The organism is Pararhodospirillum photometricum DSM 122, assembly GCF_000284415.1.
Lineage (GTDB): Bacteria > Pseudomonadota > Alphaproteobacteria > Rhodospirillales > Rhodospirillaceae > Pararhodospirillum > Pararhodospirillum photometricum.
The window spans coordinates 2,123,946-2,146,711 of the sequence record NC_017059.1; the positions used below are offsets into that span (position 1 = coordinate 2,123,946).

The following is a 22,766-nucleotide window of genomic DNA, read 5'->3' on the forward strand; positions in this document are numbered from 1 at the left end:
TCCAGCATGTCGGCCATCGTTCCTCCTTTTGCTTTCCGTGGGCTCGCCGGCGGCACCGCCTTGATGGTGGCCGTGCTTCTGGGAAGCCCGCCCTCGCAGGCTCAGGTTCCCGCCAGTGCCACCCAGGAGACGGTGACCCGGCTTCAGGTCCGCGTGGGCGAGCTTGAACGTCTGGTCCAGGATCTGACCGGGCGGGTCGAGGAAGCCCTGTATCAGAACCGCCAACTCCAGGATAAATTGAAATCCAACGTCGGCGATATCGAGTATCGCCTGGATGCCCTGGAGGGCAATCCGACCCGGGACACCGGCACGGCCGCCCCGGGCAAAACCACGCCCGCCAAGCCCGGCGCCGTGGCCTCCCCGCCCGCCACCGGCGTTCTGACGCCCCCGGGCAAGCAGGGGCCGGCCTCCAGCACCTCCCTGCCGACCGCCAGTGCCACGCCAAACGCCGGCACGTTGCCAGACGGATCGGAAAACGATCAGTACAACTACGCTTTTTCCCTGCTGCGGAACTCGGATTATCCGTCGGCGGAGCAAGCGCTCAAGGCTTTTATCCAGAAGTACCCCAAGGGCAAGCTGACCGGCAATGCCCAGTACTGGCTGGGGGAAACCTATTATGTGCGCGGAGACTTTGAGCAGGCGGCTGTCGCTTTCATGTCCGGCTATCAGAACTTCCCCGATAGCTCCAAAGGTCCCGACAACCTGCTCAAGCTGGGTCTGGCGCTCGCCAACCTGAACAAAACCCGGGAAGCCTGCGCGGCCTTCGGGCGGCTTGAGGGGCAGTATCCCAAGGCCACCGACGCCATCAAACGGCGTGCCCAGTCGGAAATCGGGCGGCTTGGCTGCTGACCCGCCCAAGGTCCCTGCCCTTCCCCAGACGGCACCCGCTCTGGAGCCCTGGTTTGGCAGCCGACTGGAGGGGCTGGGACCGTTCGAACCAGCCCCGGCCCTGGCGGTTGCCGTGTCCGGGGGCGTGGACAGCCTGACCTTGCTGGCCCTGACCTGCCGCTGGGCGCGGGCCCGGGGTGGCCGGGTGGTGGCCTTGTGCGTCAACCATGGCCTGAGGGCAGCGGCGGCCGGCGAGGCGGCCCGCGTGCAGCGGCAGGCGGAGGCCTGGGGGGCCGAGGGCATCATCCTCACCCGGCCCGATCGTCCCCCACAAACCTCGCTGCAAGAAGAGGCCCGGATCTTTCGCCACGCCGCCTTGGAAGAGGCCTGCCGGGCGCGCGGTGTTCTTCACCTTTTGCTCGCCCATCATCAAAACGATCAGGCGGAAACCGTCTTGGAACGGCTGGCCCGCTCCAGCGGCCCCGATGGCCTCGCCGCAATGGCCAGCATCACCCATCGCCCCGGGGTGCGGCTGCTGCGTCCTTTTCTGGACGTTCCCAAGACCGCTCTTGTCGCCACCGCCCACGCCCTTGGCTTGAGTTGGGACGAGGATCCCTCGAACCAGGACCCCCGCTTTGAACGCGCCCGCTGGCGGGCTCTGGCCCCCCCCTGGCCGCCGCGGGCCTGACGGCCAAGGCTCTTGCCGGGGTGGCGGCGCGGGCCGGCGACGACCGGGCACGCTTGGCCCAGGCGATCACCACGCTCCTGACCGACCTGATCGTGGCCCAAGGCTCCGGCTGGATCCGCGTGCCGCGCGACGCTTTGGCGGCGGCCCCCGACCCGGCCATGCTGGCCCTTTCTTCAACCTCGCGCCGTACGGCCTGAACCTTAGCCACCTCCTCGAGAAGGGCGGCGTTGACGGCGGAAAGCTGCTCGGTACGGGCAGCGATCAGATGATCTTGCAGACGGTAGGCTTCGGTCAGACGCTCCAGGGCACGCCGCTCGTGCCAAGCAACCACCACGCGCCGCCCCTGGATCACCGCCAGTCCGGCCAGGGTCACAATCCCGAAAGTTCCCCCCCCCAACAGCAGGGCGGCCTCTTTTTTTGTGCGCTGTCGCGACCGCCAGCAGCCCTTGGGCCGGCATGGTAATGGAGATCCCCCCCCATGACCCCTCCCTTCTGCCCCTGATCGCCGTGGCAGGTCGTGCAGGAAGCCTTGGCCGGCACCGGGGCCATGAAGCGATAGACCGGTTCCGATCCGGGGAAAAAGCTGAGGCGCTCGCTCATGCGCCCCTCGTTTATCAAGCGCAGGCTTTCCGCTTCCCACGCATCGGGGGCGTTGGCGGGATCAAGGGGGACAAGACTGGTCACAGACAGACGCAAGCCCTCGGGCCGGGCCAAGTCGCCGATTTCGCGGACCATCCGCGCCGGGTTGATGGGCAGCTCGGGCGGGATGCCGCCGGCTTGATGACGCACATTCCAGTCCCAGGCCAAACTGGTGAGGTCGAACAAGGCACGGGCCCGCTCGTGGGCCATGGTTTGCAAGGCGTCGTCGATGCGCTCGGCCTGCCACCCATAGAGGCCGCCACCGATCCCAATCCCCCCCACACTGATCCCCAGCACCACGAGGGGCAAAAGGCGTCGGCGCCGGCCCCCGGAAGGCGGGTCGGGCGGGCTCATTGGCCGCCTCCAAGAGGAGGCTCCGCCGTTTGCTGGGCCGGCCCCTCGAACAGGCCGAAAATCCCGCGCAGAAAGCCCGGGGTCAGGGCGGAGAGCGGGTTCACCCCCACCCGAGGGTCGTCTAACGTCCCGTTCACGGAATAGGTCACCCCAATCAATCCTTCCCCCTCGCCCCCAACGAGAGCCTGCCCCACCAAGGGAATCTGGCCCACCAGCCTATTAATGGCATAGGCAGGCGCCAGGGTTCCTTCAAGAGCCAGGGTGTCGGTCTCGAGGTTGATCGTGCCGCGCGCGCTCAAGCCCAGGGCCATGCCGTAGGCCCGAGCGTCCTTTAAAACAAGGTCGGGATCCTTGTAAACAAAAGGCGCGCGCAACACAGAAAAACCGATACCCGGGCCGGCCAGGGCATCCAAGATCCCGGTCAGGCCCGCCACCGACAGCAAGCGAGCGAGTACGGGGGCCTGGGTCAAACGAAAGTCGGTCATGTCGATGCGCCCCCGCGCCAGTCCGGCATCGTCGATGACCCCCTCGACCCGCAAGGCTCCCCCGCCCAAGGAGTCGATGACATCAAGACCGCGCAGGGCCGCTCCCCCATCCTCGGTCACCAGGGAAAAGGCCCGCTCCTCGCCCGAGGGTCCCAAGGTCAGACTGAGCGGCGGCCCGCCCTGAACGGTGCCGCGAATCAGGGCCGTGCGCCAGTGGGTGTTCGTGCGCCCCAAACTGGCCGAAACCCGTTCCAACACCCGCCTCTCTCCCATCCTCACCGCCCGCAAGCCCGCATCGATGGTCAGCGCCGGCAAGGTATCGGGGTCGTCCTTGGGCAAGGTTTTGCGATACTTGAGAACCGGCTCCAGGTCCAAAACACCGTCACTGACGAGGAACGCTGGCACGGGGCCGGTCAGGTCCACGGCCCCGGTAAGCCACGTTTGGCCCACGGCGGCCCGCTCGACCTCCAAGCGGCGCACGGCCCGGGTCTCGGGATCAAGGGCCACCATGACCTTGAGCTCAAGCCCCGGCTCGGCGGTGAGGTTGACATCGACAGTCGCCCGGCCGGGCGTAAAACGCCCGAGAAGACGTGCCGAAGCCGAAGCGCCCGGCGCCTTGTACCAGTCGAGCGCCGCTAGGCTCAGGGCTTGGGGCGACAGGTCAAGGCGGGCGTCCAAGGTTGTGCGATCACCGGCCTCGCGCACCACAGTGACGTCGGCTTTGAAATCACCGGTGGCCAACGGGGGCTGGGTGGCGGGCAGAACAATCCCCAGGGCTTGGCGCTGGGCCTCGGTGACGGTGGCGCGCGCGTGGTAGCGCGAGAGCACCCCGTCGCCGGAAAAGGCCTCGCGCCACTCCAGACTGGCCGGCACCCCGCCCAGGGTGGCCGTCCCTTTCACGTCCATGCCCCGACGATCGAGCGTCAACTCAAAAAGCCCCGTCCCCCAAATCGCGGCCCAAAACGACCCGAGGCAAGGCAACGCCGGCCAAGCGGGCCTTCACCCCCAAGCTGACTTGCTCGAAGGTCAGGGTTTTAAGCAGGGGAAAGGCGAAGCTAATCTCGGTTTCGGCCTCGCCCTTGACCTGGGCTGGCACCAGTCCCACGGCTTTGGCATAGCCCAGGGGCTCGTGGTCGATGAGGGTCAGGGCCTGGGCCAGCGGCCCCGAGATCCGGGCCTTGATGTCGGCGAACTGATCTTCGGCATCAAGACCGGTGAAAACCACCGTGCCGCCCTGAAGCGCCAATCCGTCCAGCCCCTGCACCCGCGCCTGCGCCACATCCACGCGAATGGCCTCAAGAGCCAGATGCAAGCGTCCCCCCACGTCTTCCAGGGGCGGCAGGGGAGCGCGGTAAACGACCGTCAGCCCCTCGACATCGGCCGTCCCGGCAAGCGACACGGGGGCCACCTCGGCCAAACGGGGCCCGGCCAGAACGATATCAAGAACGGCCTCGCGCACGCGCCCGCGCGAGAGGTTCTCCGCCATCCAGGTTCGGGCCCCCTCGGCGACAAACGGTGGCCAGAGCCGGATCAGGTCCTCGGTGGCTAAGCCGGTAATGACGGGCCTGAGGCTGATCCGGGGCGCCGTGGCCAGATCCTGCGCCTCCCCCCGGGCCTCCAAGGTGGCGCCATGGCCCAAATCGACAGCCAAGCGATCGAGGGGGAGGCTTTCCAGGCCCCGGGTCGCCCGACCGGCCAGGAGCACATGGGGCACCTCGAGATCAGAGGACAGTTTCTCCCAGGGCGTCTCCGGCAGACTCCCAGACAGGGTCAAGCGCACCTCCCCAGCTTCCAGGCGGAAGAAGGCATTGAGCAGCCCCAGACGGGGATCGGGGCCGGCCAGCGCCCGCAGATCGAGGCGGGCTTGCACATCCCCCGCCAGACGCCCGGCCCGCACCGGCCCCAGCGCCAAGCTCACCCCCGGCATCAAAAGAGCCACGCTCTCGCGAAGTGCGGCGGGGGTCAGGCCGGCAAAGGACAAGGCGGCGTCCAGGGGATCGGAGGCGGCGCTCCCATTCAAGGTGGCATCAAGACGCACCTCGCCCTCGGGCCGATCCAGACTCGCCCCCAGGGTAATCACGAAGGCCCCGTCTTGCCGGTCGAAAAAGCCATCCAGATCCCGGATCGCCAGCCGCGCTCCGAGGGCAGGGTCCTCGAACAAGAAGGAGGCGTTGCTAAACGCTAGGCGCACCGGCCGTCCCGCGCCCAGCCCCAGAAGCGTCTCGAGGAGAGTGAGGGGCGTCTTGGTGTCGCTGCGCGAGGTCGTCTCGTCGCTGATCTCGGCCAGTTCGACGATCTGGACCGACTCCTGGACGACAACCTCGCGCCGGTTGAACGGGATGCCGACGATCACCAAGATCAGCAGCAGCACGTGCAGGCCCAGGGATATGAAAAAAGCGCGTTTCATCGCGAGCCTTTGTCGCCCGTCAACGCCGGGTCTTGGTCGGAGTCTGGGGGGCGGGCTGGCCGGGCTGGGTGATCAGGGCCACTTTCTCCAAGCCCCCCTGGCGCAGCAAGCCCATCACTTCCATCACCCGCCCATAGTTCACCCCGGCGTCACCGCGCACGTAGATTTTGACATCGGGGTTGGCCTGGGTAATCGCCTGCAAGCGGGGCGCCAGGGCCGTGTCGGGCATGGCTTGATCTTGCAGATAGATGGCGCCCTCCGCCGTCACGCTCACGGTGAGGGCCTCGGTGTCCTTGCCGAGCGAGGCGGTGGACGCGCGCGGCAGGTCCACCTTCACCCCCGTGGTCATCAGGGGAGCCGTGACCATGAAGATGATGAGCAGCACCAGCATCACGTCCACCATGGGCGTGACGTTGATGTCGCTCATCTGGTGGCTGCGTCGCCGGCGGGAATGGCCGCCTCGTCTTGGTGCAATCGAAGCGCCCATGAGCCTTAATCCCGTTCGTCGAGCTGGCGGCCGAGGATGGCGCCGAACTCACCGGAAAAGGCTTCCAGGCGGCCGGCGTAGCGGTCGATATCCGACGACAGCTTGTTGTAGGCGATCACCGCCGGAATCGCCGCCACCAAGCCCAGCGCCGTGGCGAACAAGGCCTCGGCGATGCCGGGCGCCACCGTGGCCAAGCTGGTGTCTTGCGACTGGCCGATGGCCGCGAAGCTGTTCATGATGCCCCACACCGTGCCAAACAGGCCGACAAACGGCGCCACCGAGCCGGTCGAGGCCAAAAAGCCCAGCCGACGTTCCACCATGTCCAACTCGCGGCTCATGGTGATGCCCATCACCCGCTCGATGCGCTGGGCCAGCAGCGGGCGCGGACCGGCCGGCCCCCCGCGACGCTGGGCCGCCAGCCGCCACTCCCGCATGGCCGCGACAAAAACCGCACTCATGGGATCGCGCGGGCGCTGGCCGATACGGTCGAACAGGTCTTCCAGCGACGAGCCCGACCAGAACTTTTCCTCGAACTTTTCCGCCTTGCGGTTGAGGTCGCGGATGCGAATCAATTTTTCGATGATAATCGCCCAGCACCACACGCTGGCCCCCATCAGGGCCATCATGACCATTTTGACGATGATGTCGGCCTGCATGAACAGGCCCGTCACCGACAGGTGGGCCGGTGCCGGGGCGGCCGGGGCCGCTGCCGCAGCGGCGCCAACCCCCGCTCCCGCCGCCGCCGCCGCGACCGGGCCGGCCGTGCCGCTGGACGGCAGCCCCGTGCCCACGGGGCGCTGCGGCACCGTGGCCGCCTGGGGCAGCAACTCGCGATCAACGGGCAGGGCCGGCTGGGCCCGCGGCGCCGGCGGCTGAACCTGAGCCTCCGGGCCCGCGCCGAAGGCATGACCCAAGGCATGGCCCAGGGAATCGCCCAGGTGGATCAAGGTTTGTGCAAGGGCATCGGTCACGCCCGCGCCCGCCTGGGAAACCAAGTGCGTGATCGCGTCAGCGGTGAGGGGTTCCATCGTCCGTCCTGTTTACGAGTCGTCCGTCCTGGTCGGGTCCGGTCAGCAAGGCGCGCACCGAGGCGGGCAGGCGAGCCGGTGCGCCGCTGGCCAGGGCCAGACAAGCCACGCGCACCGCAAGGCGTGTCAGTTCCTGAGGGCCGCGCCGGAGTCTCTGGTCGAGATCCAAGAGCGCGCCGCCCACATGAACGATCCGCGTTTCCACCGTCAAGGCGTCGTCAAGGCGCGCCGGGCGCCGGTAGTCAAGGCTCAGTCGGGCCACCGCGAAGGCGAGGCCTTCTTGGTCCATCAGGTCCCGCTGGGCGAGTCCGAGCAGGCGCAGCATTTCGGTACGCGCCCGCTCGGCGAAATTCAAGTACTGTGAATGATAGACAATGCCGCCCGCGTCCGTGTTTTCCCAGTGAACGCGCACGGGATACAGGTGGACGCCGTCGCGCCACACGCCGGAAGGGGGGAGGGGGTCGGGGGTCGATGCCTTAGCTCTCCGGGGGCGGGGGGGCATCGGGGGACGGCGGAGGCGCCAAGCCCAAGTGACGCCACGCAAGAGCCGTCATCACCCGACCGCGCGGCGTGCGCTGGATAAAGCCCTGTTGCAACAAAAACGGTTCGATCACGTCTTCCAGGGTGTCGCGCTCCTCGGCCAAGGCGGCGGCCAGAGTTTCCACCCCCACGGGCCCTCCGCCATAATGCTCGGCCATGCGACGCAGATAGGCGCGGTCCTGGGTGTCCAGGCCGGCGCCATCGACATCAAGCCGCGAGAGGGCGGCGTCGGCCACAAAGGCGGTCACGGGGGAGCGACCGGCCACGGCGGCAAAGTCGCGCACGCGGCGCAGCAGGCGACCAGCGACGCGCGGCGTGCCCCGCGAGCGCCGCGCCACCTCTAGCGCCCCATCGGCGCTCAGAGCCACCCCCAAAAGGGCGGCGCCACGGGTGACGATGTCCACCAGTTCCTCGGTTTCGTAGAACTCAAGCCGCAAGGGGATTCCGAAGCGATCGCGCAGAGGCGTGGTCAACAGGCCCGAGCGGGTTGTCGCGCCGACCAGGGTGAACGGGGCCAGATCAATGCGCACGCTACGGGCAGCCGGACCCTCGCCGATAATCAGGTCAAGCTGGAAATCCTCCATCGCCGGATATAAGACCTCTTCAATGGCGGGATTGAGGCGATGGATTTCGTCGATGAACAAGACGTCGCGCGGCTCCAAGTTGGTGAGCAGCGCCGCCAGATCACCGGCCCGGGCGATCATCGGCCCGCTGGTCGCGCGAAAGCCCACCCCCAGTTCCCGGGCCACGATCTGGGCCAAGGTCGTCTTGCCCAGGCCTGGCGGGCCATGAAACAGCACATGGTCCAGGGCCTCGCCCCGATCACGGGCGGCTTTGACGAACACCGCCAGATTTTCCCGCACCCTTCGTTGGCCCACGAAGTCGTTCAGAGTCTGCGGGCGCAGGGCAACATCGTCGCCCTCGCGCCGCTTGCCGGACACCAGGCGCTCGGCGTCAGCGTTGGCCATGGATCAGCTTCTTCCCAACTCACGCAAGGCGGCTTGCAACACCGCCGACAAAGGGGCCTCGGGGCCGAGGGCCGCTTGGCTCCTGGCCACCGCGACCAAGGCCTCGGCCCGGCCATAGCCCAGATTGACCAGGGCGCTCAGGGCATCCTCGCCCACCCCCCGGCTTCCCCCGCTCGCCTCGGCCGCTGGGGCGGGGCCATCGGCCAGGGCCAGCCGGGGGGCGGCGCTCTCCAGAGCGCCCAGGGCCACGGCCCGGTCCTTCAACTCGGCGGCAATGCGCTGGGCCAACTTGGGGCCCACCCCGGCCGCTCGGGTCAGGGCCGCTTTGTCTCCGGCCACGATGGCTTGGCCCAAGGCCTCGGCCGAGAGCACCGATAACAAGGCCAGCGCCACCTTGGACCCCACCCCGGGCACGGTGGACAGCAGGCGAAACCACGCCCGCTCCGCCGCCTCCAGAAAGCCAAAGAGGTGGATATGGTCCTCGCGCACATGCGTTTCGATGAACAAGGTCGTGCTTTCGCCGACCATGGGCAGCCGTCGCAGCACCCGGCTCGGGCAAAAGGCCTGATAGCCCACGCCGTTGACGTCGATCACCACCCAATCCTCGCCCACCGCCTCGACGAGGCCGCGTAACTTGGCGATCATGCTCCGCCTCCCGCGCGCCGCAACGATCGTTGCCCGGCGTGGGCGTGGGCATGGCACACCGCAACCGCCAAGGCGTCGGCGGCGTCGGCGGCCTCCAGCACGGCCCCGGGCAGCAAGGTGCGGATCATCATCCCCACCTGGGCCTTGGCCGCGCCGCCCGTGCCCACCACCGCCTTCTTGACCACGCTCGGCTGGTATTCGGCGACAGCGATCCCGGCCAGGGCCGGGGCCAGCAGCACCACGCCCCGGGCTTGCCCCAGCTTGAGGGTCGAGGCGGGATTGCAGTTGACGAAGGTCTCCTCAACGGCGGCGCTCTCGGGGGCGTAGGCGGCAATCACCGCCAGGATGCCTTGATGCAACTGGGCCAGCCGCTCGGCCAGCGACAGGGACTCGTCCGAGCGCACCACGCCGTCGGCCACATGCCGCAGGCGGTTGTCCCACGCCTCGATCACGCCCCACCCGGTGACGCGCAAGCCCGGATCGAGCCCCAGCACCCGCATCAGCCCAGGCTTTCCATGACGGCATCGTCGATTTCGTAATTGGCGGCCACGCGCTGCACGTCGTCGCTGTCGTCGAGCGCGTTCAGGAACTTCATGAGCAGCGGCGCCGTTTCGGCATCCACCGGCACCGAGGCCTTGGCCCGCCAGTCAAAGCGCGAGATCTCGGCGTCGCCCAGGCTGGTTTCCAGGGCGCGGGTCACGGCGGCCAGATCGTCGGGCTTGCAATAGATGTCGTGGCCGTCGTCGCTCGACTCCACGTCATCGGCCCCGGCCTCGATGGCCGCTTCCAGCACCGCATCGGGTTCGCCGGCCTTGGCCGGGTAGTGGATCAGGCCGACCCGGTCGAAGTTGAAGGCCACCGAGCCGGTTTCGCCCATGGTCCCGCCGTTCTTGTTGAAGGCGGCGCGCACTTCGGCGGCGGTGCGGTTGCGGTTGTCGCTGAGGCATTCCACGATCACCGCGACATTGCCCGGGCCATAGCCCTCGTAGCGCATTTCTTCCAGATTGGCGCCATCGGTCGAGTTGGTGGCCTTGTCGATGGCGCGCTGGATGTTGTCCTTGGGCATGGACTGGGCGCGCGCGGCGATAATGGCCGCGCGCAGACGCGCGTTGGAATCGGGATCAGGCAGGCCCATTTTGGCTGCCACGGTGATTTCGCGGGCGAGCTTGGTAAAGGCCTGGGCGCGTTTGGCGTCCTGCCCGCCCTTGCGGTACATGATGTTCTTGAATTTGGAATGACCGGCCATAGTCGGCTTGCTCTGTCTCTATCGCGATGTGGGATTTCCCCCGGCCGGGGGAGCGCCCCCACTATGGCAGGTGTCCCGAGGGAAAGAAACCCGGGCTTTTTTCCTTGGGAGACGAGGGGGGCTGGGGAGGCCGCGCCTCCCCGGCCTTTCAGCGGGCCCTGGGATGAGTCTCGCGGTGCAGCCGCGCCAGCCCGACCGAATCGACCTTCGTATAACGCTGCGTCGTCGATAAACTGGCATGCCCCAGCAGTTCCTGAATGGTCCTGAGGTCACCCCCATGGGCCAACAGATGGGTTGCGAAACTATGGCGCAAGGCATGGGGCGTCGCCGACTCGGGCAGACCCAACAGCGCCCGCAGCCGCCGCATCTGGCGTTGCACCACCCCGGGGTTGAGACGTGCCCCCCTCTGCCCCAAAAACAGGGGCGTCCCCGGCCCCCCGGGGAAGGGACAGGCCTCGAGATAGTCGTCTAGGGCCTCGCTCACCACCGGCAACAACGGCACCAGCCGCTCCTTGCGGCCCTTGCCGAGGATGCGCAGCACCTCCCCCCGGGGCCAGTCGCCCCGATCGAGATCAAGGGCCTCCCCCAACCGCAGGCCACAGCCATACAGCAAGGTAAACAAGGCTAGATCGCGCTTGGCCACCCAGGGCTCGTCTTGCAAGTCGCGGGTGGCGGCCAAGGTCTCGGCGGCTTCCTCCTCGCTCAGGGCCTTGGGCACCGCCTGGGGCAGCTTGGGGGTGCGCAGGCTGTCCAGCGCGGCATTGTGGATGTGGTCTTCGCGGTCGAGCCAGCGGAAAAGGTTGCGCAGTGCCGACAGGGCCCGGGCCAGCGAGGGCCGCGACAGGCCCTCATTGGTGCGGGCGGTGAGATAGGCGCGAAAGTCCGCCGCGTCCAAGGCCGCCAACACCCCCAAACTGACTTCCTCCCCGCGATAGTCGCGCAAGAACGCCAAAAAAGCGGCGAGGTCGCGAGCGTAAGCCAGCAGGGTATGGGGGCTGGCCCGGCGCTCGCGGCCCATCCATCCTAGCCAGTCGGCGAGGACGCGGGCGAGATCGGGCGGGCAGGGCAGGGGAACGGCGGCCAGAACCGGGCCGAGGACCGGATCCCCCCCCAGGCCCAGCGCATCCCCCGGCCTTAGCGCGGAGGCATCCGGCGACGCAGGCAATTTTCCACCACCCGGGCAAGAAACAGCAGAAGGTCAAGCGCCATGTCGGGCTCGAAGGTGCCCTCCAGACGCGAGCCCAGCGCTAGAATGCCGAGCGGTTGCCCGTCGGCGGCGGTGAGCCGGACCAGGGCATCGGAGCGCACCTCGCTGGCCGTGGCGCCGTAGATCACCGATTCCGCCGGGCTCAAAGGGCGCAAGGCGGCCATGTCGTCGGTCTCAAAGGTGCGCCCCATCAAGCCGGGGGGCAGGGTGGCAATCGCGGGAGGGACCCCCGGCAAGCCCTGTTCTATGCGCAAGGTGCACACATCGACATCGAGAAACAACGGCAGGTCCTCGGCGATGGTCAGGGCTAGGCCGTCGATCCCCTCGCTTTCCAAAACGGCCAGGGCGGCCTGCAAGGTGCCCTTTTGGGTGGCCATGTTGGAGCGGGTGGTTATGATCAACTGCTCGGCGCAATCTTGCAGATCCGCCATTTCGGTTTGCAAGCGCTTGAGCATGACGTGCTGAATGTCCACCACCTTTCCCTCGCTGGACTCGAACCGCTGGGGCGGCGTGGCGAGCAGCAAGACGTCGGGATGCTCCTTCAGGAAATCAGGATTGCGCAAAAGGTAGTCAAGGACGGCGGCTTCGTCCGGGTCGTTTCCCGATCCGGTGGGGGACACCGTGTCGCTGGCCTTGCCCATAGGGGACGTCCTCCCGACTTCGTTGGGTTTACAAGATGGTCTGACCGGACTTGGCCCAGTCGTCAAGAAAGGCCTTGAGTCCCTTGTCGGTCAAGGGGTGTTCAAAGAGTTGATACAGAACCTTGGGCGGCACGGTGGCCACGTGTGCGCCCAAGCGGGCCGCCTCGATCACGTGCAACGGATGACGCACGCTGGCCACTAGAATCTGAGTGGTGAAGGCGGGATAGTTGGCGTAAATCCGCACCATGTCGCTGATCAGGTCCATGCCGTCGTGCGACAGGTCGTCGAGTCGTCCGACAAACGGCGACACGAAGGTCGCGCCCGCCTTGGCCGCCAAGATGGCCTGCCCCGGGGAAAAGCACAAAGTGACGTTGACCATCACCCCGTCGTGGCTCAACACCCGGCAGGCCTTGAGGCCGTCGCGGGTCAGAGGCAGTTTGACCGTCACATTGGGGGCAATGTGGGCAAGGCGGCGCCCTTCCTCGATCATTGCCGTCGCGTCAAGGGCCGTGACCTCGGCGCTGACCGGGCCCGACACCACGGCGCAGATATCGGCGATCAGGGTCAGGAAATCCTTGCCCTCGCGCGCGGCCAGGGTTGGATTGGTGGTCACGCCGTCCACCATCCCCGTGGCGGCCAACTCCTTGATGTCGGTCAGGTTTGCCGTATCGATGAAAAACTTCATGCCCGGATCCCTCGTTGCTTCCCCCCAGGTCCCCCCTTGGCATCGCGGCGCGTGGCGGCGGCTGGCGGGGTGCGCCGCGTCGCGGCTGTTGGTAGGGGGCCGGAGTGTAGCCCATGGCCGATAGTCCCGCCACCACCCCGTCAGTCCCGACGCGGGTTCCCGTGCTGTTGCCCGTGCCAGTGGCGGGACCCTACGATTATCTGGCGCCGGCCGGGAGGCTGCCCGCGCCGGGATCCTTTGTGCGGGTGCCTCTGGGCCGGCGCGAGGCCCTGGGCGTGGTGTGGGACCAGGGGAGCCCGGACGGGCCGGATCTTGCGCGGCTGCGCCCGATCGCGGCCGTTTTGCAGGAGCCGCCGCTGCCGGCCCCGCTGCGGGCCTTGGTGGACTGGCTCGCGTCGTACACCGTCCAGTCGCCAGGGGCGGTGCTGCGTCTGGCGCTTAGTGTGCCCGAGGCCCTGACGCCGCCGCCGCCGCACAAGGCCTGGGCCCTGTCCTCCGACGTCGGCGACCTTACGGGCTTGACGCCCAAGCGCCAGCAGGTTCTGGCCGCGCTCGCCCGCGCGTCGGGGCCCCTGACCACCGCCGAACTGGTGCGTGAGGCCAAGGTGGGTGCCGCCGTGGTCACCGCCTTGGCCCAGGCCGGGCGGGTGAAGGCGGTGGAGCGGGCGCGGGAGGAACCGCTGCCCTGGCCCGACTCCAGCCGGCCCGGACCCGACCTTTCGCCCGCGCAGGCGGCGGCGGCGGCCCAACTCTGCCGCCCCCAGGGGTTTGCGGTCACGCTGCTCGAAGGCGTCACCGGCGCCGGCAAGACCGAGGTCTATTTCGAGGCCCTGGCCCATGTTCTGAGGGAGGGACGCCAAGGCGTCGTACTGCTGCCCGAGATCGCCCTGGCCGCCCAATGGCCCGAGCGCTTTGCCCAGCGCTTCGGGGCGCCGCCTGCCCTTTGGCACTCCCAACTCAGCCCAGCCCAGCGGCGGCGCACGTGGCGGGCGGTGGCCCGGGGGACGGCGCCGGTGGTGGTGGGGGCGCGTTCTGCCTTGTTCTTGCCCTTTCCCGACTTGGCCACATCAGGTTGGTCAGCGTCACGTCGCGCAGGTCCCGCCGAGCCCTGGGGACGTCCCCCGGGCTGGCGGGACCTGCGCGACGTGACGCTGACCAACCTGATGTGGGCCGGGCCGTCGCGCTGGCGGCTGTGGCTCAACGACCAGCCCCTCGGCCCCGAGGATCCGCTGTTGCCCCATGTGCGGGTCCTGCGGGTCACCCCCGGCACCGCCACCTTGGCCGTCAGCCGGGGGCCGCGGGAAAACGCCGTGGTGGTCCTGCGGCCGGGACAAACCTATCGGGTGCACCAAGACCGGCTCGATGATCCGGGCCTTCGCCATTGAAACAACGCATCCGGGGTAAATATCACTGGAAACAGAGAGCCATCAGTCCTAGGGTAAAAAAGCGCGCAGCGGAAAGACATGGGCGGGGACTTGACAGAACCCCCGCTTTCCCCTATCCGCAAGCCGATCTCCAAAACCGCCGGGCGAGCGGGAGGGGACACGGACGCGACGCAAGGGCCGCCGGAACCAGTGGCCAACAAGGCCCGCCGGGCGCGTGCCGACATTCCTGAACCAACCTGGGTCATGGCGCCGCCGGGAGCCCGGGCAACAGAGATTCCCCCTGGGCAAGGGATCCCCGCGCGCGGGGATCGCGATGTCAACGGAATCCAAGGAAGCAGCGTGGAAAAGCAGTCCTCTTCGTGGAGATTTGACGGGACCATGAAAAACGCGAACTCGCGCGGTCGCCCCCGCAGCCGCAACATGAACGGCAAACGCCCTCCCAACCGAAATCAGGTGTTTGACAGCAATGGGCCCGGGGTACGAGTGCGGGGAAACGCGCAGCAGCTCGTTGAAAAATACTTGGCCATGGCCCGCGACGCCGCCTCGCAAGGGGACCGCATCCTGGCCGAAAACTGCCACCAACACGCCGACCACTATCAGCGCGTTCTCAATGCCCTGACCGGCCGTTACATCAAACCCGACGAGCAGCCCCAGGCCCCCGGCTCCTTCGACGACGACGACGAGGGCCTCGACGACGAGGATCCCCGGGACACGGGACGGGACTCCGGGCGCGACACCAACCGCTACGACACCCGCTATCAAGAGCCCCGTCACCACGAGCCGCGCCCGGGCGAAGGGCAGCAGCCTGATCTGGCTCCCCTGCCACCGCGCGACCTGGGCTCTGAGCCCCAACCCATCGTGATCTTGGACGACGAGCGACCCCAGCCCGTGGCCGCGCCCGCCCCCAAGCCGGAACGGGCCCCCCGCCGCCGCCGCCGCCCCGCCGCCGAGGCCCAGCCGGCGGCCGAGCCCGAAGCGGTGTCGGACAGCCGCGACGAGAGCGTGCCGGCCTGAGCCTTTTCAAGGGCCCGGGCTTGGAGATGTAGACGCGGTAAGATAAAAAAGGCTGGGGAGGCGGGCCTCCCCAGACCCCTCGGACCTTAAGGAAGGGGGCGTTCCACTTCGGCTTTGAGGCCGGTATTGATGGCTTCATAGGCTCGACGGGACGTTTCGCGCAGCGCCGGGGTCATCACGGTGTCGGCCAGCAGGCCGGAAAACACCTCGCCATGGGTCAGCAGCGTGGTGTTGTCGGGCTGGGCCTGAAGCCGAAAAAAATGATCGCCGGCAAACAGGCCCGGCAGAGACCCCCGCCACACCAGTTCGGTCTCCGGGCGGCACTCGGTGACCCGGGCCGGGATGAACAGCACCGGCCGCCCTTCCAGCTTGACCGTGAGCAGAAGAAAAGCCCCCGTCTCGGCGCGGCCGCGAATGCTCTGAAGCACGGTGTTCCAGGTCCCGATCCGAGGAAAATCGGTCAGGACCTGCCACACCTGGGACGGCGGCGCGTTGATTTCGCACACGGTCTGGACGGCGCTGCTCATCAGATATCCAATCCTTCGACGAAACGGGCGTTTTCCTGGATGAAGCGAAAGCGCAGCTCCGGCTTGCGCCCCATCAGCTCCTCGACAAGGCGGGTCACGGCACGGCCCTCCTCGCGGTCTTCCTCGGTCCGCCCCGCCGGCACCGTCACGCGCAGGAGTTGGCGGGTGGCATAGGCCATGGTCGTCTCGCGCAACTGGGCCGGCGGCATTTCGCCCAGACCCTTGAAGCGGCTGATCTCGACTTTGCCCTTTTTGAAGCGGGTGCGCAAAAGTTCCTCGCGATGGGCGTCGTCCCGGGCATACACGCTGGTACCGCCCTGGGTCAGCCGGTACAGCGGCGGCATGGCGAGATACAAGTGCCCCGCCGAAACCAAACCTGGCATCTCGCGGAAGAAAAAGGTCATGAGAAGGCTGGCGATATGGGCACCGTCCACATCGGCGTCGGTCATGATGATGACCCGCTCATAGCGCAACCGCTCCAGGTCGAAGCGGGAGCGGGTGCCACAGCCCAGGGCCTCGACCAGATCACTCAGTTCCTGGTTGGCCTGCATCTTGTCGAGCGAGGCCGAGGCCACGTTGAGGATCTTGCCGCGCAGGGGCAACACGGCCTGGGTCTCGCGGTCGCGGGCCTGCTTGGCCGAGCCCCCGGCCGAATCGCCCTCCACCAAGAATACCTCGGTGCCCTGGCAGGTCGAGCGCGTGCAATCGGCCAGCTTGCCGGGCAGGCGCAGCTTTTTGGTCGCCGTTTTGCGCCCGGCTTCCCGCGCCTGGCGTCGGCGCTGGCGTTCCTCGGCGCGCTCCAGGGCATGGGCGAGAACGGCATTGGCCACCTCGGGCGCGCCGGTCAGCCAGTGGTCAAAGGGATCGCGCAGGGCTTGCTCAACCAGCCGGGTGGCCTCGGTACTGACCAGCCGCTCCTTGGTCTGGCCCTGAAACTGGGGCTCGCGAATAAAGACCGAGAGCATCACCGCCGCGCCGCCCACCACATCCTCGGGCATCAAGGAAGCGGCCTTTCGGTTGCCGGCCATATCCCCATACGCCTTAAGGCTGCGAGTCAGCGCATTGCGCAACCCCGCCTCGTGGGTGCCGCCCTCGKGGGTGGGGATGGTGTTGACGTAGGAGCTGAAAAAGCCCTCGTCCTCCTCGGGCCAACACAGGGCCCACTCCAGGCTGCCCATGTCCTCGGCCAAGGTGGTTTTGCCGGCGAACACCCGTCCGGCCACCAGCGGCCGCCCCTCTAGCACCGCGCCCAGGAAGTCTTCCAGACCGTTGGGGAAGTGCAAGACCTCCTCGGCCGGGGTGGGATCGTCCTCGCGCAACAGTTCCGGCGCACACGCCCAGCGAATCCTCACCCCCCGGAACAGGTACGCCTTGGAGCGAGCCATCCGGTGCAAGATCGCGGGCTTCAAGCGCGCGCGCCCGCCGAAAATATCGGGATCGGGATGGAAGGTGATGGTGGTCCCGCGCCGGTTGGGCGCTGCCCCCACCCGCTCCAGCGGCCCCTGGGGATGCCCCCGGGAATAGGACTGGGCCCAGAGGGTGCGTTCGCGCGCCACTTCCACCTTCAAGGTGTCGGACAGCGCGTTGACCACCGACAAGCCCACACCGTGCAAGCCGCCCGACACTTTATAGGCGCTGCCCCCGAATTTGCCCCCCGAGTGCAGGGTGGTCAAAATCACTTCCAGGGCGCTTTTGTCGGGAAAGCGGGGGTGCGGATCCACCGGGATCCCGCGCCCGTTGTCACGCACGGTCACAAAGCCGTCGGCCGTCATCTCCAGGTCGATGACCTGAGCATGGCCGGCCACGGCCTCATCCATGGCGTTGTCGAGAATCTCGGCAACCAAGTGGTGCAAAGCACGCTCATCGGTGCCCCCGATATACATGCCAGGCCGCCGGCGGACCGGTTCCAGGCCCTCCAGCACCTCGATGTCTTGGGCGGTGTAGGCGTTGGCGTCACGCGGCGCCGCCCCGTCTTGAAAGAGATCGCTCATGGCCCGACTATAGGAACGGAAGCGGGAGATCGGCAAGGGATCCCCGCACCGAGCAAAACAGCAACCCCCCTCCAAAATACCACAAAGGAGAAACAGCGTGAGCGATGCCCCCTCCGCCCCCGACGCCGAGCCCCGTGGCCATCTGTCCATTCGCACCGTGGCCATGCCGGCCGATACCAATCACTACGGCGATATTTTTGGCGGATGGCTGATGGCGCAAATGGATCTGGCCGGCGGCACCCGGGCCCGCCAGATCGCCCAATGCCGCGTCGCCACGGTGGCGGTCAACGGCTTCACCTTCCACAAACCGGTCTCTGTGGGAGATGAACTCAGTTGCTATACGGAACTGGTCCGCTCGGGACGCACCAGCTTGTCCATTCAGGTGCAGGCCTGGGTCCGCCGCCATCGCGATGAGGCCATCGAAAAAGTGACCGAGGGCATCTTTGTCTTTGTCGCCCTTGATGAAAGCGGCCGCCCCCATCCCTGGCACCCGGACACGCGGCCCGCCTAGACCTGGGTTTTTGGGCTACACCTTGCCTAGCCTTTCCGGTATGCTTCCCTAACGAACTCTTAAAGATCTGCTCGTGAAAACGCCGGGCTGCCGCACGATTTGGGAACGCGGGGCTGCCGCCCCGGACCCCGCCTGGAGGCGAGAGCCTCCAGACCGCCTCTTTTTTTTAAAAAAGAAGGGGAAGGTGTTGGCGCATCGGGCGCTTTTAAGGAACAGGGGGGGCAGAATCGACCCCCAAAAAACCTCGGGGAGGGTAGGCCATGGGCCCCTTGAGACTCACCTTGCTTTTATTGGCCGGCACCATGCTGGCCGCCTGTGAAACCCACGGCCCGGTCGGCCATGCCATGGGGCCCTTCGACTGGAACGACCCCCAGCCGCTCCAAACCTTGAGCGCCAAGGAGCGGATCGGCTCCCCCTTTACCAAAGCGCTGGCCGATGGCTACCAATCCCTCGCCCAGGAACAAGCCGCCGCCGGCTTGGACACTCGCCACTGGGCCCGCAAAGGCCTGCTGGCCGCCGAGGGCGCCGTGGTCCCCCCCGACCTGCCCGAAACCTGGGACCTCAGAGGCGCCCTGCCCCCGCCCTTGCGCAGCGACGGCGGCACCTATCAGGATCTGTATGAGGTGCGAGAAGATCTGGTGGAAACTTTCTACCAGTGCGGCACACGGGAAAAAGACCCCCGAACCTCAGCCGTGGCCCAGCTTTCCTTCGATGGCTTGCTGGGAGCCCTCGACGGTAGCCCAGTCAGCCCGACCCTCCAGCGCTTCTCGTCCGGCCTGGAAAGCGCGCTGGCGACCCTCAAGGGCCTGTGCCCCTCGACCACCGACACCGCCTTTGTCGTCCTCTTCCCCCCGGGATCCGACCGTCTGTCCCCCGAATCGCTGGCGGTCATCGCCGGCGCGGCCCGCGCGGCCCGGAGCGGCAAGGCTATTTCCCTGAACGGTTGGTCCGACACCGTGGGCGCCGAACTGCACAATATCGTGCTGGCCGCCCAGCGAGTGCGCGCGGTTAAAATGGCCTTGCTCCATGCAGGCATCTCCCCGGCCCAGATTGCCGAAACCGCCCTGGGCAACAGCCGCCTTCCCGTCGCCACCGGCCCCCACGTGGCCCACCCCGAAAACCGGGCGGTACGCATCAGCGTCGATCCTTGACAAAGAATGGAGGGGTCTGGGGAGGCCCCGCCTCCCCAGCCTTCCCTTTCTTTCAACAATCCTAGAGACGAAAGCCCCGAGTGCTCTAAACTGGCATCAGCCCCCCTTTCCCTGGGACACGGCTGACCCCCACGATCCGGCACGGGAGGCCTCCTGCGTTATGTCTTTCCTGGATTCCCTGTTCGGCGCATCACCGTCCCCTGCCCCACCGCCAGCCCCCCTTGACCCCTTCTGGAAACGCAACGCCAACCTGAAGTACGTCCCCCTCATGGCCTTGGCCAGCCGCCCCCAGCCCTTGCGCGGCCGCGCCGGCGTCTTTGTGCTGTGGATCATTGGGACTCGACCCGCCTGGGTGGCCTGCGGCCCGTCCACGGATCTGGAGGAAACGGTGCTGCGGCTGGCCGACACCCCCAGCATTCAGGAATGGGAGCGCCGAGGCTCCCTGGTCTTCACCTGGGCCCCCATTGTCGCGGACAAGCGCGACGGCGTGACTGCCTACCTGCGGACCACCCTCCCCTTCAAAGGCCTGTCCGACACCCTCGACCGGGCCCTCGGGATCGACCCCGAGAAAATCCGCCGCGCCTCCCCCGTCCCCGTACTGCCGCCCGGCTAACGGAAAAAAGAAAGAGGGGTCTGGGGAGGCCCACCTCCCCAGCCTTGCCTTCTGCCTTACGCCACCCCCAACCGATGAAAAGCAATCTCATGCTCTTCATCAAACGCCAAGTGCAACCCCACATCGCTATGCCCGATGACATGAGCGGTCCAGGTCGCGTGCAGGGCCGGAATTTCCATCTGAATCGCCTCGCCTTGCGCCAACGGCTGAACAGGCACAATCAAGGCGCCCTGGCGGGAGATATCGTGCAACTGGGCCTCCTGCCACGCGCCGCCATGGACCAGCCGGACCCGCACGGAACACTCGAAGCGCCGGAAACGCCGCCGATCCGTTTCGTCCGCCGAAGTCCGCACCACCTGGGTGACGCGCCCCCCCAGATCCCGCACCGCGCTTAACAGGGTTTCGGCGTCGTGGCGCAGGCTGTCGGCCTTGTCGGTGTTGGAGCGGGCCTCGTCGGCCACCGCCACGATGCGCCGCGAGACATCCAAGGTGGCCTCGGAGGACTCGCGGACATTGCGGGCGATGTCATCGGTGGCGGCCTGCTGCTCGACCACCGCCTGGGCGACGTCGCCGGTTAGGGCGTTGATGCCCTCGATGGTCCGGCTGAGTTGGCCAATGGCGTGGGCCACGTCTTGCGAGACCTTGCGAATTTCTCCCACCCGCTGCTCGATCTCGCTGGTGGAGCGGGTGGTCTGACCAGCCAATGACTTGACCTCGCCCGCCACCACGGCAAACCCCTTGCCCGCCTCGCCGGCCCGCGCCGCCTCAATCGTGGCGTTGAGGGCCAGCAGATTGGTTTGGGCGGCGATGTCGCCAATCAGCTTGACCACATCGCCAATGCTCTCGCCCACGCTCTCCAAGGTGCGGACCACGCCTTGGGTCTGGCTGGCGGTCGCCACCGCCTCGCGGGCAATCGCCGCCGATTGGGTCATGCGCTCCCCAATGGCCCCAATCGAGGCGGTCAGTTGCTCGGTGGCACTGGCAACGGAACGGGCGCTGGCCTGAGCCTGCTCGGCGGCCGCAGCCACCGACGTGGTGTGATCTTGCACCCGGCCGGCCGACGATTTCAGGGCATCAGCCTGGGCACACATCTCGCGCGAGCGCTGCGCCACGGTGTCCACGGCGGCATGAACGTTGGTTTCAACGGTGTCGGCCATGGCCCGCAAGGCGTTGATTTTCTGGGCATCAACCTCTTCGCGCGAGACCTTTTGCGCCTCCATCTTACGCCATTCGGCCAAAACGTCGCGAAAGACCGACAAGGCCCGGGCCATCTGCCCCAACTCATCGGAGCGGGTCTCGCCCACGATCACAATGTCATCGCGCCCATCCGACAAGGCGGCCATGGCCCGGGTGGTGGCCAGCACCGGGCCGGTCAGAGACCACGCAAACACCAACGCAACGCCCACGCCCAAAATCACAATGGTGCCGACGATGACGGCGCTCCACATCGCCCCCTCGTGAAACTCGGCCACCAGATCGCTGATGTCCACGGACACTTCCAAAACACCAAACGGCGCCCCCATGGCGTCGCTCAGGCGGCGGGTCCCCACCGCCCAGGTCCGACCGTCACGCTCCACCGTGGCGCTGACCGCTTGCCCGGCCGCCGCGCGCCCCACACTCTCGCCGTCCAGGAAAGCGGGACGATCACCCAGCGTCGAGGCTTGGCGCTCCACCCCCGTCTTGCCCGGACCATAGACGGCAATCTGGGTGCCCTCGCCAACCAGGGTTTTGAGAAAGGCATCGGTCAGGAATGAGCCGGTTTCCAGCGACCCCACGTGCCGCCCCCCGGCCATCACCGGCACCGCGCCCCGAATCGACAGGCCAAACACCCCGGTCTCGATGCCCTCGCGCGGCTTCAACTCCTTATTGACCGCGACCAGCATGGGCCGCTTGCCCGACAGGTCGTCGCCCCACTTCTCTTCTTGATGCAGCCGAGCCAGGGAAATAACCTTGGGGTCATGGACCTGCATCTGGGTGATCTCGTAGGCCCCCGACACCGCCTTGAACACCGGACGTAGCAGCGTGACCAACCCGTCGTGGTCGCGGGCCGCCGTCAGGGTTTGCACGGGTTCCAGTCCGGCCAGGGCGGCGGCCAGGGTTTCAACCAGTGCCGATTGTCGTGCCACATGATGCTCAATCAGATCGGCGGTGCGATTCAACCGGTCTTGTGTCGCCCGTTGGTTGCTTTCTTGGGTTTGGTAAAAGGACAGACCACACAACAAACCGGCCCCAAGCAACAACGGAACCACCGACGCCAGAACGGCGCGCGCCCGAATTGATCCCATGAATTTCACTCGTTTCATCCCCCTCGCTTCCCCCGCCGCACGCCAAACCGCTCCAAAAGAACAACCACCTACCCGACATTAGTCGGTTCTAGTGCCGTCCTTTTATACACCTTGGGGCGCTTTTCCGCGCGCTTTTTTGGGATTACGAAACGACTTGTCCAGAGGGAGAGACAATGGAGAACCGAGGAAGATTTGCAGGAGGGCGTCGGGTGGTTTACCCTGTTTGGAGAGGCGATACTCTGACGCTTTGAAAAACTAAAAAACTGCGGGGCTCTGCCCCGCCCCCCCGCAAGGGACCGAGTCCCTTGACCCTTTTCCTGAAACACCCTTATAGGGTGGGTAGTTTGACTGGGGCGGTCGCCTCCTAAAGAGTAACGGAGGCGCGCGATGGTGGGCTCAGGCCGGTCGGAAATCGGCTGACGAGTGCAATGGCAAAAGCCC

Annotated in this window: 23 protein-coding genes, 1 pseudogene and 1 other annotated feature (1 of these 25 only partly in view); of the genes and pseudogenes, 8 read left to right on the plus strand and 16 right to left on the minus strand. The window is 67.1% G+C overall.

Features of this window, described 5'->3' with window-relative positions:
- Positions 1-6: 6 nt before the first annotated feature.
- From ybgF to RSPPHO_RS19890, 3 genes are read left to right on the plus strand one after another with little or no spacing between them, the layout of a single operon-like run.
- Complete coding sequence (ybgF, locus tag RSPPHO_RS09500; protein ID WP_014415028.1) at positions 7-849, plus strand: tol-pal system protein YbgF; 843 nt, start codon at positions 7-9, stop codon at positions 847-849.
- Entirely contained in the window at positions 839-1,516 is a 678-nt protein-coding gene (gene tilS, locus RSPPHO_RS09505) for a tRNA lysidine(34) synthetase TilS (RefSeq protein WP_051013792.1), read from the plus strand. Before ybgF ends, tilS begins: the two co-directional genes overlap by 11 nt.
- A 20-nt stretch (positions 1,517-1,536) precedes the next feature.
- Entirely contained in the window at positions 1,537-1,713 is a 177-nt protein-coding gene (locus RSPPHO_RS19890) for a hypothetical protein (protein ID WP_157879163.1), read from the plus strand.
- A 172-nt stretch (positions 1,714-1,885) separates the two neighbouring features.
- On the opposite strand, the gene RSPPHO_RS09510 is transcribed toward RSPPHO_RS19890, so the two are convergent.
- The 13 genes from RSPPHO_RS09510 to fsa form a co-directional block, all read right to left on the minus strand.
- The gene (locus RSPPHO_RS09510; protein ID WP_014415030.1) at positions 1,886-2,509 is read right to left on the minus strand and encodes a c-type heme family protein; all 624 of its coding nucleotides are present in this window, start codon (positions 2,507-2,509) and stop codon (positions 1,886-1,888) included.
- Complete coding sequence (locus RSPPHO_RS09515; protein ID WP_157879164.1) at positions 2,506-3,921, minus strand: AsmA-like C-terminal domain-containing protein; 1,416 nt, start codon at positions 3,919-3,921, stop codon at positions 2,506-2,508. The genes RSPPHO_RS09510 and RSPPHO_RS09515 overlap by 4 nt, the downstream gene beginning before the upstream one ends.
- 1 nt (position 3,922) lies before the next feature.
- Positions 3,923-5,401, minus strand: coding sequence for a YhdP family protein (locus RSPPHO_RS09520; RefSeq protein WP_041794956.1), 1,479 nt, complete (start codon positions 5,399-5,401; stop codon positions 3,923-3,925).
- A 19-nt stretch (positions 5,402-5,420) separates the two neighbouring features.
- On the minus strand, positions 5,421-5,888 hold the full coding sequence (tolR, locus tag RSPPHO_RS09525) for a protein TolR (RefSeq protein WP_014415033.1): 468 nt from the start codon (positions 5,886-5,888) through the stop codon (positions 5,421-5,423).
- 5 nt (positions 5,889-5,893) lie between these two features.
- On the minus strand, positions 5,894-6,916 hold the full coding sequence (gene tolQ, locus RSPPHO_RS21000) for a protein TolQ (RefSeq protein WP_014415034.1): 1,023 nt from the start codon (positions 6,914-6,916) through the stop codon (positions 5,894-5,896).
- Positions 6,897-7,328, minus strand: a complete 432-nt coding sequence (locus tag RSPPHO_RS09535; RefSeq protein WP_242390466.1) for a YbgC/FadM family acyl-CoA thioesterase — start codon at positions 7,326-7,328, stop codon at positions 6,897-6,899. Before RSPPHO_RS09535 ends, tolQ begins: the two co-directional genes overlap by 20 nt.
- Before the next feature lie 64 nt (positions 7,329-7,392).
- Positions 7,393-8,424: a Holliday junction branch migration DNA helicase RuvB gene (ruvB, locus tag RSPPHO_RS09540; protein ID WP_014415036.1), complete on the minus strand. Its 1,032-nt coding sequence runs from the start codon at positions 8,422-8,424 to the stop codon at positions 7,393-7,395.
- Between the two features lie 3 nt (positions 8,425-8,427).
- Positions 8,428-9,069, minus strand: a complete 642-nt coding sequence (ruvA, locus tag RSPPHO_RS09545) for a Holliday junction branch migration protein RuvA (RefSeq protein ID WP_041794958.1) — start codon at positions 9,067-9,069, stop codon at positions 8,428-8,430.
- On the minus strand, positions 9,066-9,569 hold the full coding sequence (gene ruvC / locus RSPPHO_RS09550) for a crossover junction endodeoxyribonuclease RuvC (protein ID WP_014415038.1): 504 nt from the start codon (positions 9,567-9,569) through the stop codon (positions 9,066-9,068). The genes ruvA and ruvC overlap by 4 nt, the downstream gene beginning before the upstream one ends.
- Positions 9,569-10,315 carry a YebC/PmpR family DNA-binding transcriptional regulator gene (locus tag RSPPHO_RS09555; RefSeq protein WP_014415039.1) on the minus strand — a complete coding sequence of 249 codons (747 nt, stop codon included), beginning with the start codon at positions 10,313-10,315 and terminating at the stop codon, positions 9,569-9,571. The genes ruvC and RSPPHO_RS09555 overlap by 1 nt, the downstream gene beginning before the upstream one ends.
- A gap of 148 nt (positions 10,316-10,463) precedes the next feature.
- A complete protein-coding gene (locus RSPPHO_RS09560) occupies positions 10,464-11,480 on the minus strand; it encodes a tyrosine recombinase XerC (RefSeq protein WP_014415041.1) in 1,017 nt (338 codons plus the stop codon).
- Entirely contained in the window at positions 11,450-12,163 is a 714-nt protein-coding gene (locus RSPPHO_RS09565; protein WP_157879165.1) for a DUF484 family protein, read from the minus strand. The genes RSPPHO_RS09560 and RSPPHO_RS09565 overlap by 31 nt, the downstream gene beginning before the upstream one ends.
- 28 nt (positions 12,164-12,191) lie before the next feature.
- A complete protein-coding gene (fsa, locus tag RSPPHO_RS09570; RefSeq protein WP_014415043.1) occupies positions 12,192-12,848 on the minus strand; it encodes a fructose-6-phosphate aldolase in 657 nt (218 codons plus the stop codon).
- A gap of 113 nt (positions 12,849-12,961) precedes the next feature.
- On the opposite strand from fsa, the pseudogene RSPPHO_RS09575 reads away from it, so the two are divergent.
- Both RSPPHO_RS09575 and RSPPHO_RS19895 read left to right on the plus strand, forming a co-directional pair.
- A pseudogene (locus tag RSPPHO_RS09575) lies at positions 12,962-13,909 on the plus strand (primosomal protein N' family DNA-binding protein); the annotation flags it as partial.
- A gap of 702 nt (positions 13,910-14,611) precedes the next feature.
- Positions 14,612-15,247, plus strand: coding sequence for a DUF4167 domain-containing protein (locus RSPPHO_RS19895; protein WP_051013795.1), 636 nt, complete (start codon positions 14,612-14,614; stop codon positions 15,245-15,247).
- 86 nt (positions 15,248-15,333) lie between these two features.
- Here the strand turns inward: RSPPHO_RS19895 and RSPPHO_RS09585 are convergent, their stop codons facing one another.
- Positions 15,334-15,774: an SRPBCC domain-containing protein gene (locus tag RSPPHO_RS09585; protein ID WP_014415046.1), complete on the minus strand. Its 441-nt coding sequence runs from the start codon at positions 15,772-15,774 to the stop codon at positions 15,334-15,336.
- Complete coding sequence (gene parE / locus RSPPHO_RS09590; RefSeq protein WP_041797052.1) at positions 15,774-17,765, minus strand: DNA topoisomerase IV subunit B; 1,992 nt, start codon at positions 17,763-17,765, stop codon at positions 15,774-15,776. The genes RSPPHO_RS09585 and parE overlap by 1 nt, the downstream gene beginning before the upstream one ends.
- 97 nt (positions 17,766-17,862) lie before the next feature.
- Between parE and RSPPHO_RS09595 the strand changes: the two genes are divergently transcribed.
- The 3 genes from RSPPHO_RS09595 to RSPPHO_RS09605 all read left to right on the plus strand — a co-directional run bounded on the left by RSPPHO_RS09595 (position 17,863) and on the right by RSPPHO_RS09605 (position 20,040).
- Positions 17,863-18,276 carry an acyl-CoA thioesterase gene (locus RSPPHO_RS09595; protein WP_014415048.1) on the plus strand — a complete coding sequence of 138 codons (414 nt, stop codon included), beginning with the start codon at positions 17,863-17,865 and terminating at the stop codon, positions 18,274-18,276.
- A gap of 260 nt (positions 18,277-18,536) precedes the next feature.
- Entirely contained in the window at positions 18,537-19,427 is an 891-nt protein-coding gene (locus RSPPHO_RS17820; RefSeq protein ID WP_014415049.1) for an OmpA family protein, read from the plus strand.
- A gap of 160 nt (positions 19,428-19,587) precedes the next feature.
- The gene (locus RSPPHO_RS09605; protein ID WP_014415050.1) at positions 19,588-20,040 is read left to right on the plus strand and encodes a hypothetical protein; all 453 of its coding nucleotides are present in this window, start codon (positions 19,588-19,590) and stop codon (positions 20,038-20,040) included.
- A gap of 56 nt (positions 20,041-20,096) precedes the next feature.
- On the opposite strand, the gene RSPPHO_RS09610 is transcribed toward RSPPHO_RS09605, so the two are convergent.
- Complete coding sequence (locus RSPPHO_RS09610) at positions 20,097-22,343, minus strand: methyl-accepting chemotaxis protein (RefSeq protein WP_014415051.1); 2,247 nt, start codon at positions 22,341-22,343, stop codon at positions 20,097-20,099.
- Between the two features lie 185 nt (positions 22,344-22,528).
- Positions 22,529-22,766: a sequence feature (23S ribosomal RNA rRNA prediction is too short), on the plus strand; it runs 548 nt beyond the window's last position.

Excerpts from the sequence above, each read along its gene's own strand:
- RSPPHO_RS17820 (WP_014415049.1), top strand. The coding sequence starts at position 18,537 with ATGGGCCCCTTGAGACTCACCTTGCTTTTATTGGCCGGCACCATGCTG.
- tolQ (WP_014415034.1), bottom strand. The coding sequence starts at position 6,916 with ATGGAACCCCTCACCGCTGACGCGATCACGCACTTGGTTTCCCAGGCG.
- RSPPHO_RS09585 (WP_014415046.1), bottom strand. The coding sequence starts at position 15,774 with ATGAGCAGCGCCGTCCAGACCGTGTGCGAAATCAACGCGCCGCCGTCC.
- RSPPHO_RS19895 (WP_051013795.1), top strand. The coding sequence starts at position 14,612 with ATGAAAAACGCGAACTCGCGCGGTCGCCCCCGCAGCCGCAACATGAAC.
- RSPPHO_RS09520 (WP_041794956.1), bottom strand. The coding sequence starts at position 5,401 with ATGAAACGCGCTTTTTTCATATCCCTGGGCCTGCACGTGCTGCTGCTG.
- tolR (WP_014415033.1), bottom strand. The coding sequence starts at position 5,888 with ATGGGCGCTTCGATTGCACCAAGACGAGGCGGCCATTCCCGCCGGCGA.
- ruvA (WP_041794958.1), bottom strand. The coding sequence starts at position 9,069 with ATGATCGCCAAGTTACGCGGCCTCGTCGAGGCGGTGGGCGAGGATTGG.
- RSPPHO_RS09605 (WP_014415050.1), top strand. The coding sequence starts at position 19,588 with ATGTCTTTCCTGGATTCCCTGTTCGGCGCATCACCGTCCCCTGCCCCA.
- RSPPHO_RS09510 (WP_014415030.1), bottom strand. The coding sequence starts at position 2,509 with ATGAGCCCGCCCGACCCGCCTTCCGGGGGCCGGCGCCGACGCCTTTTG.
- RSPPHO_RS09555 (WP_014415039.1), bottom strand. The coding sequence starts at position 10,315 with ATGGCCGGTCATTCCAAATTCAAGAACATCATGTACCGCAAGGGCGGG.
- RSPPHO_RS09610 (WP_014415051.1), bottom strand. The coding sequence starts at position 22,343 with ATGAAACGAGTGAAATTCATGGGATCAATTCGGGCGCGCGCCGTTCTG.
- RSPPHO_RS09565 (WP_157879165.1), bottom strand. The coding sequence starts at position 12,163 with ATGGGCAAGGCCAGCGACACGGTGTCCCCCACCGGATCGGGAAACGAC.
- ybgF (WP_014415028.1), top strand. The coding sequence starts at position 7 with ATGTCGGCCATCGTTCCTCCTTTTGCTTTCCGTGGGCTCGCCGGCGGC.
- fsa (WP_014415043.1), bottom strand. The coding sequence starts at position 12,848 with ATGAAGTTTTTCATCGATACGGCAAACCTGACCGACATCAAGGAGTTG.
- ruvC (WP_014415038.1), bottom strand. The coding sequence starts at position 9,569 with ATGCGGGTGCTGGGGCTCGATCCGGGCTTGCGCGTCACCGGGTGGGGC.
- ruvB (WP_014415036.1), bottom strand. The coding sequence starts at position 8,424 with ATGGCCAACGCTGACGCCGAGCGCCTGGTGTCCGGCAAGCGGCGCGAG.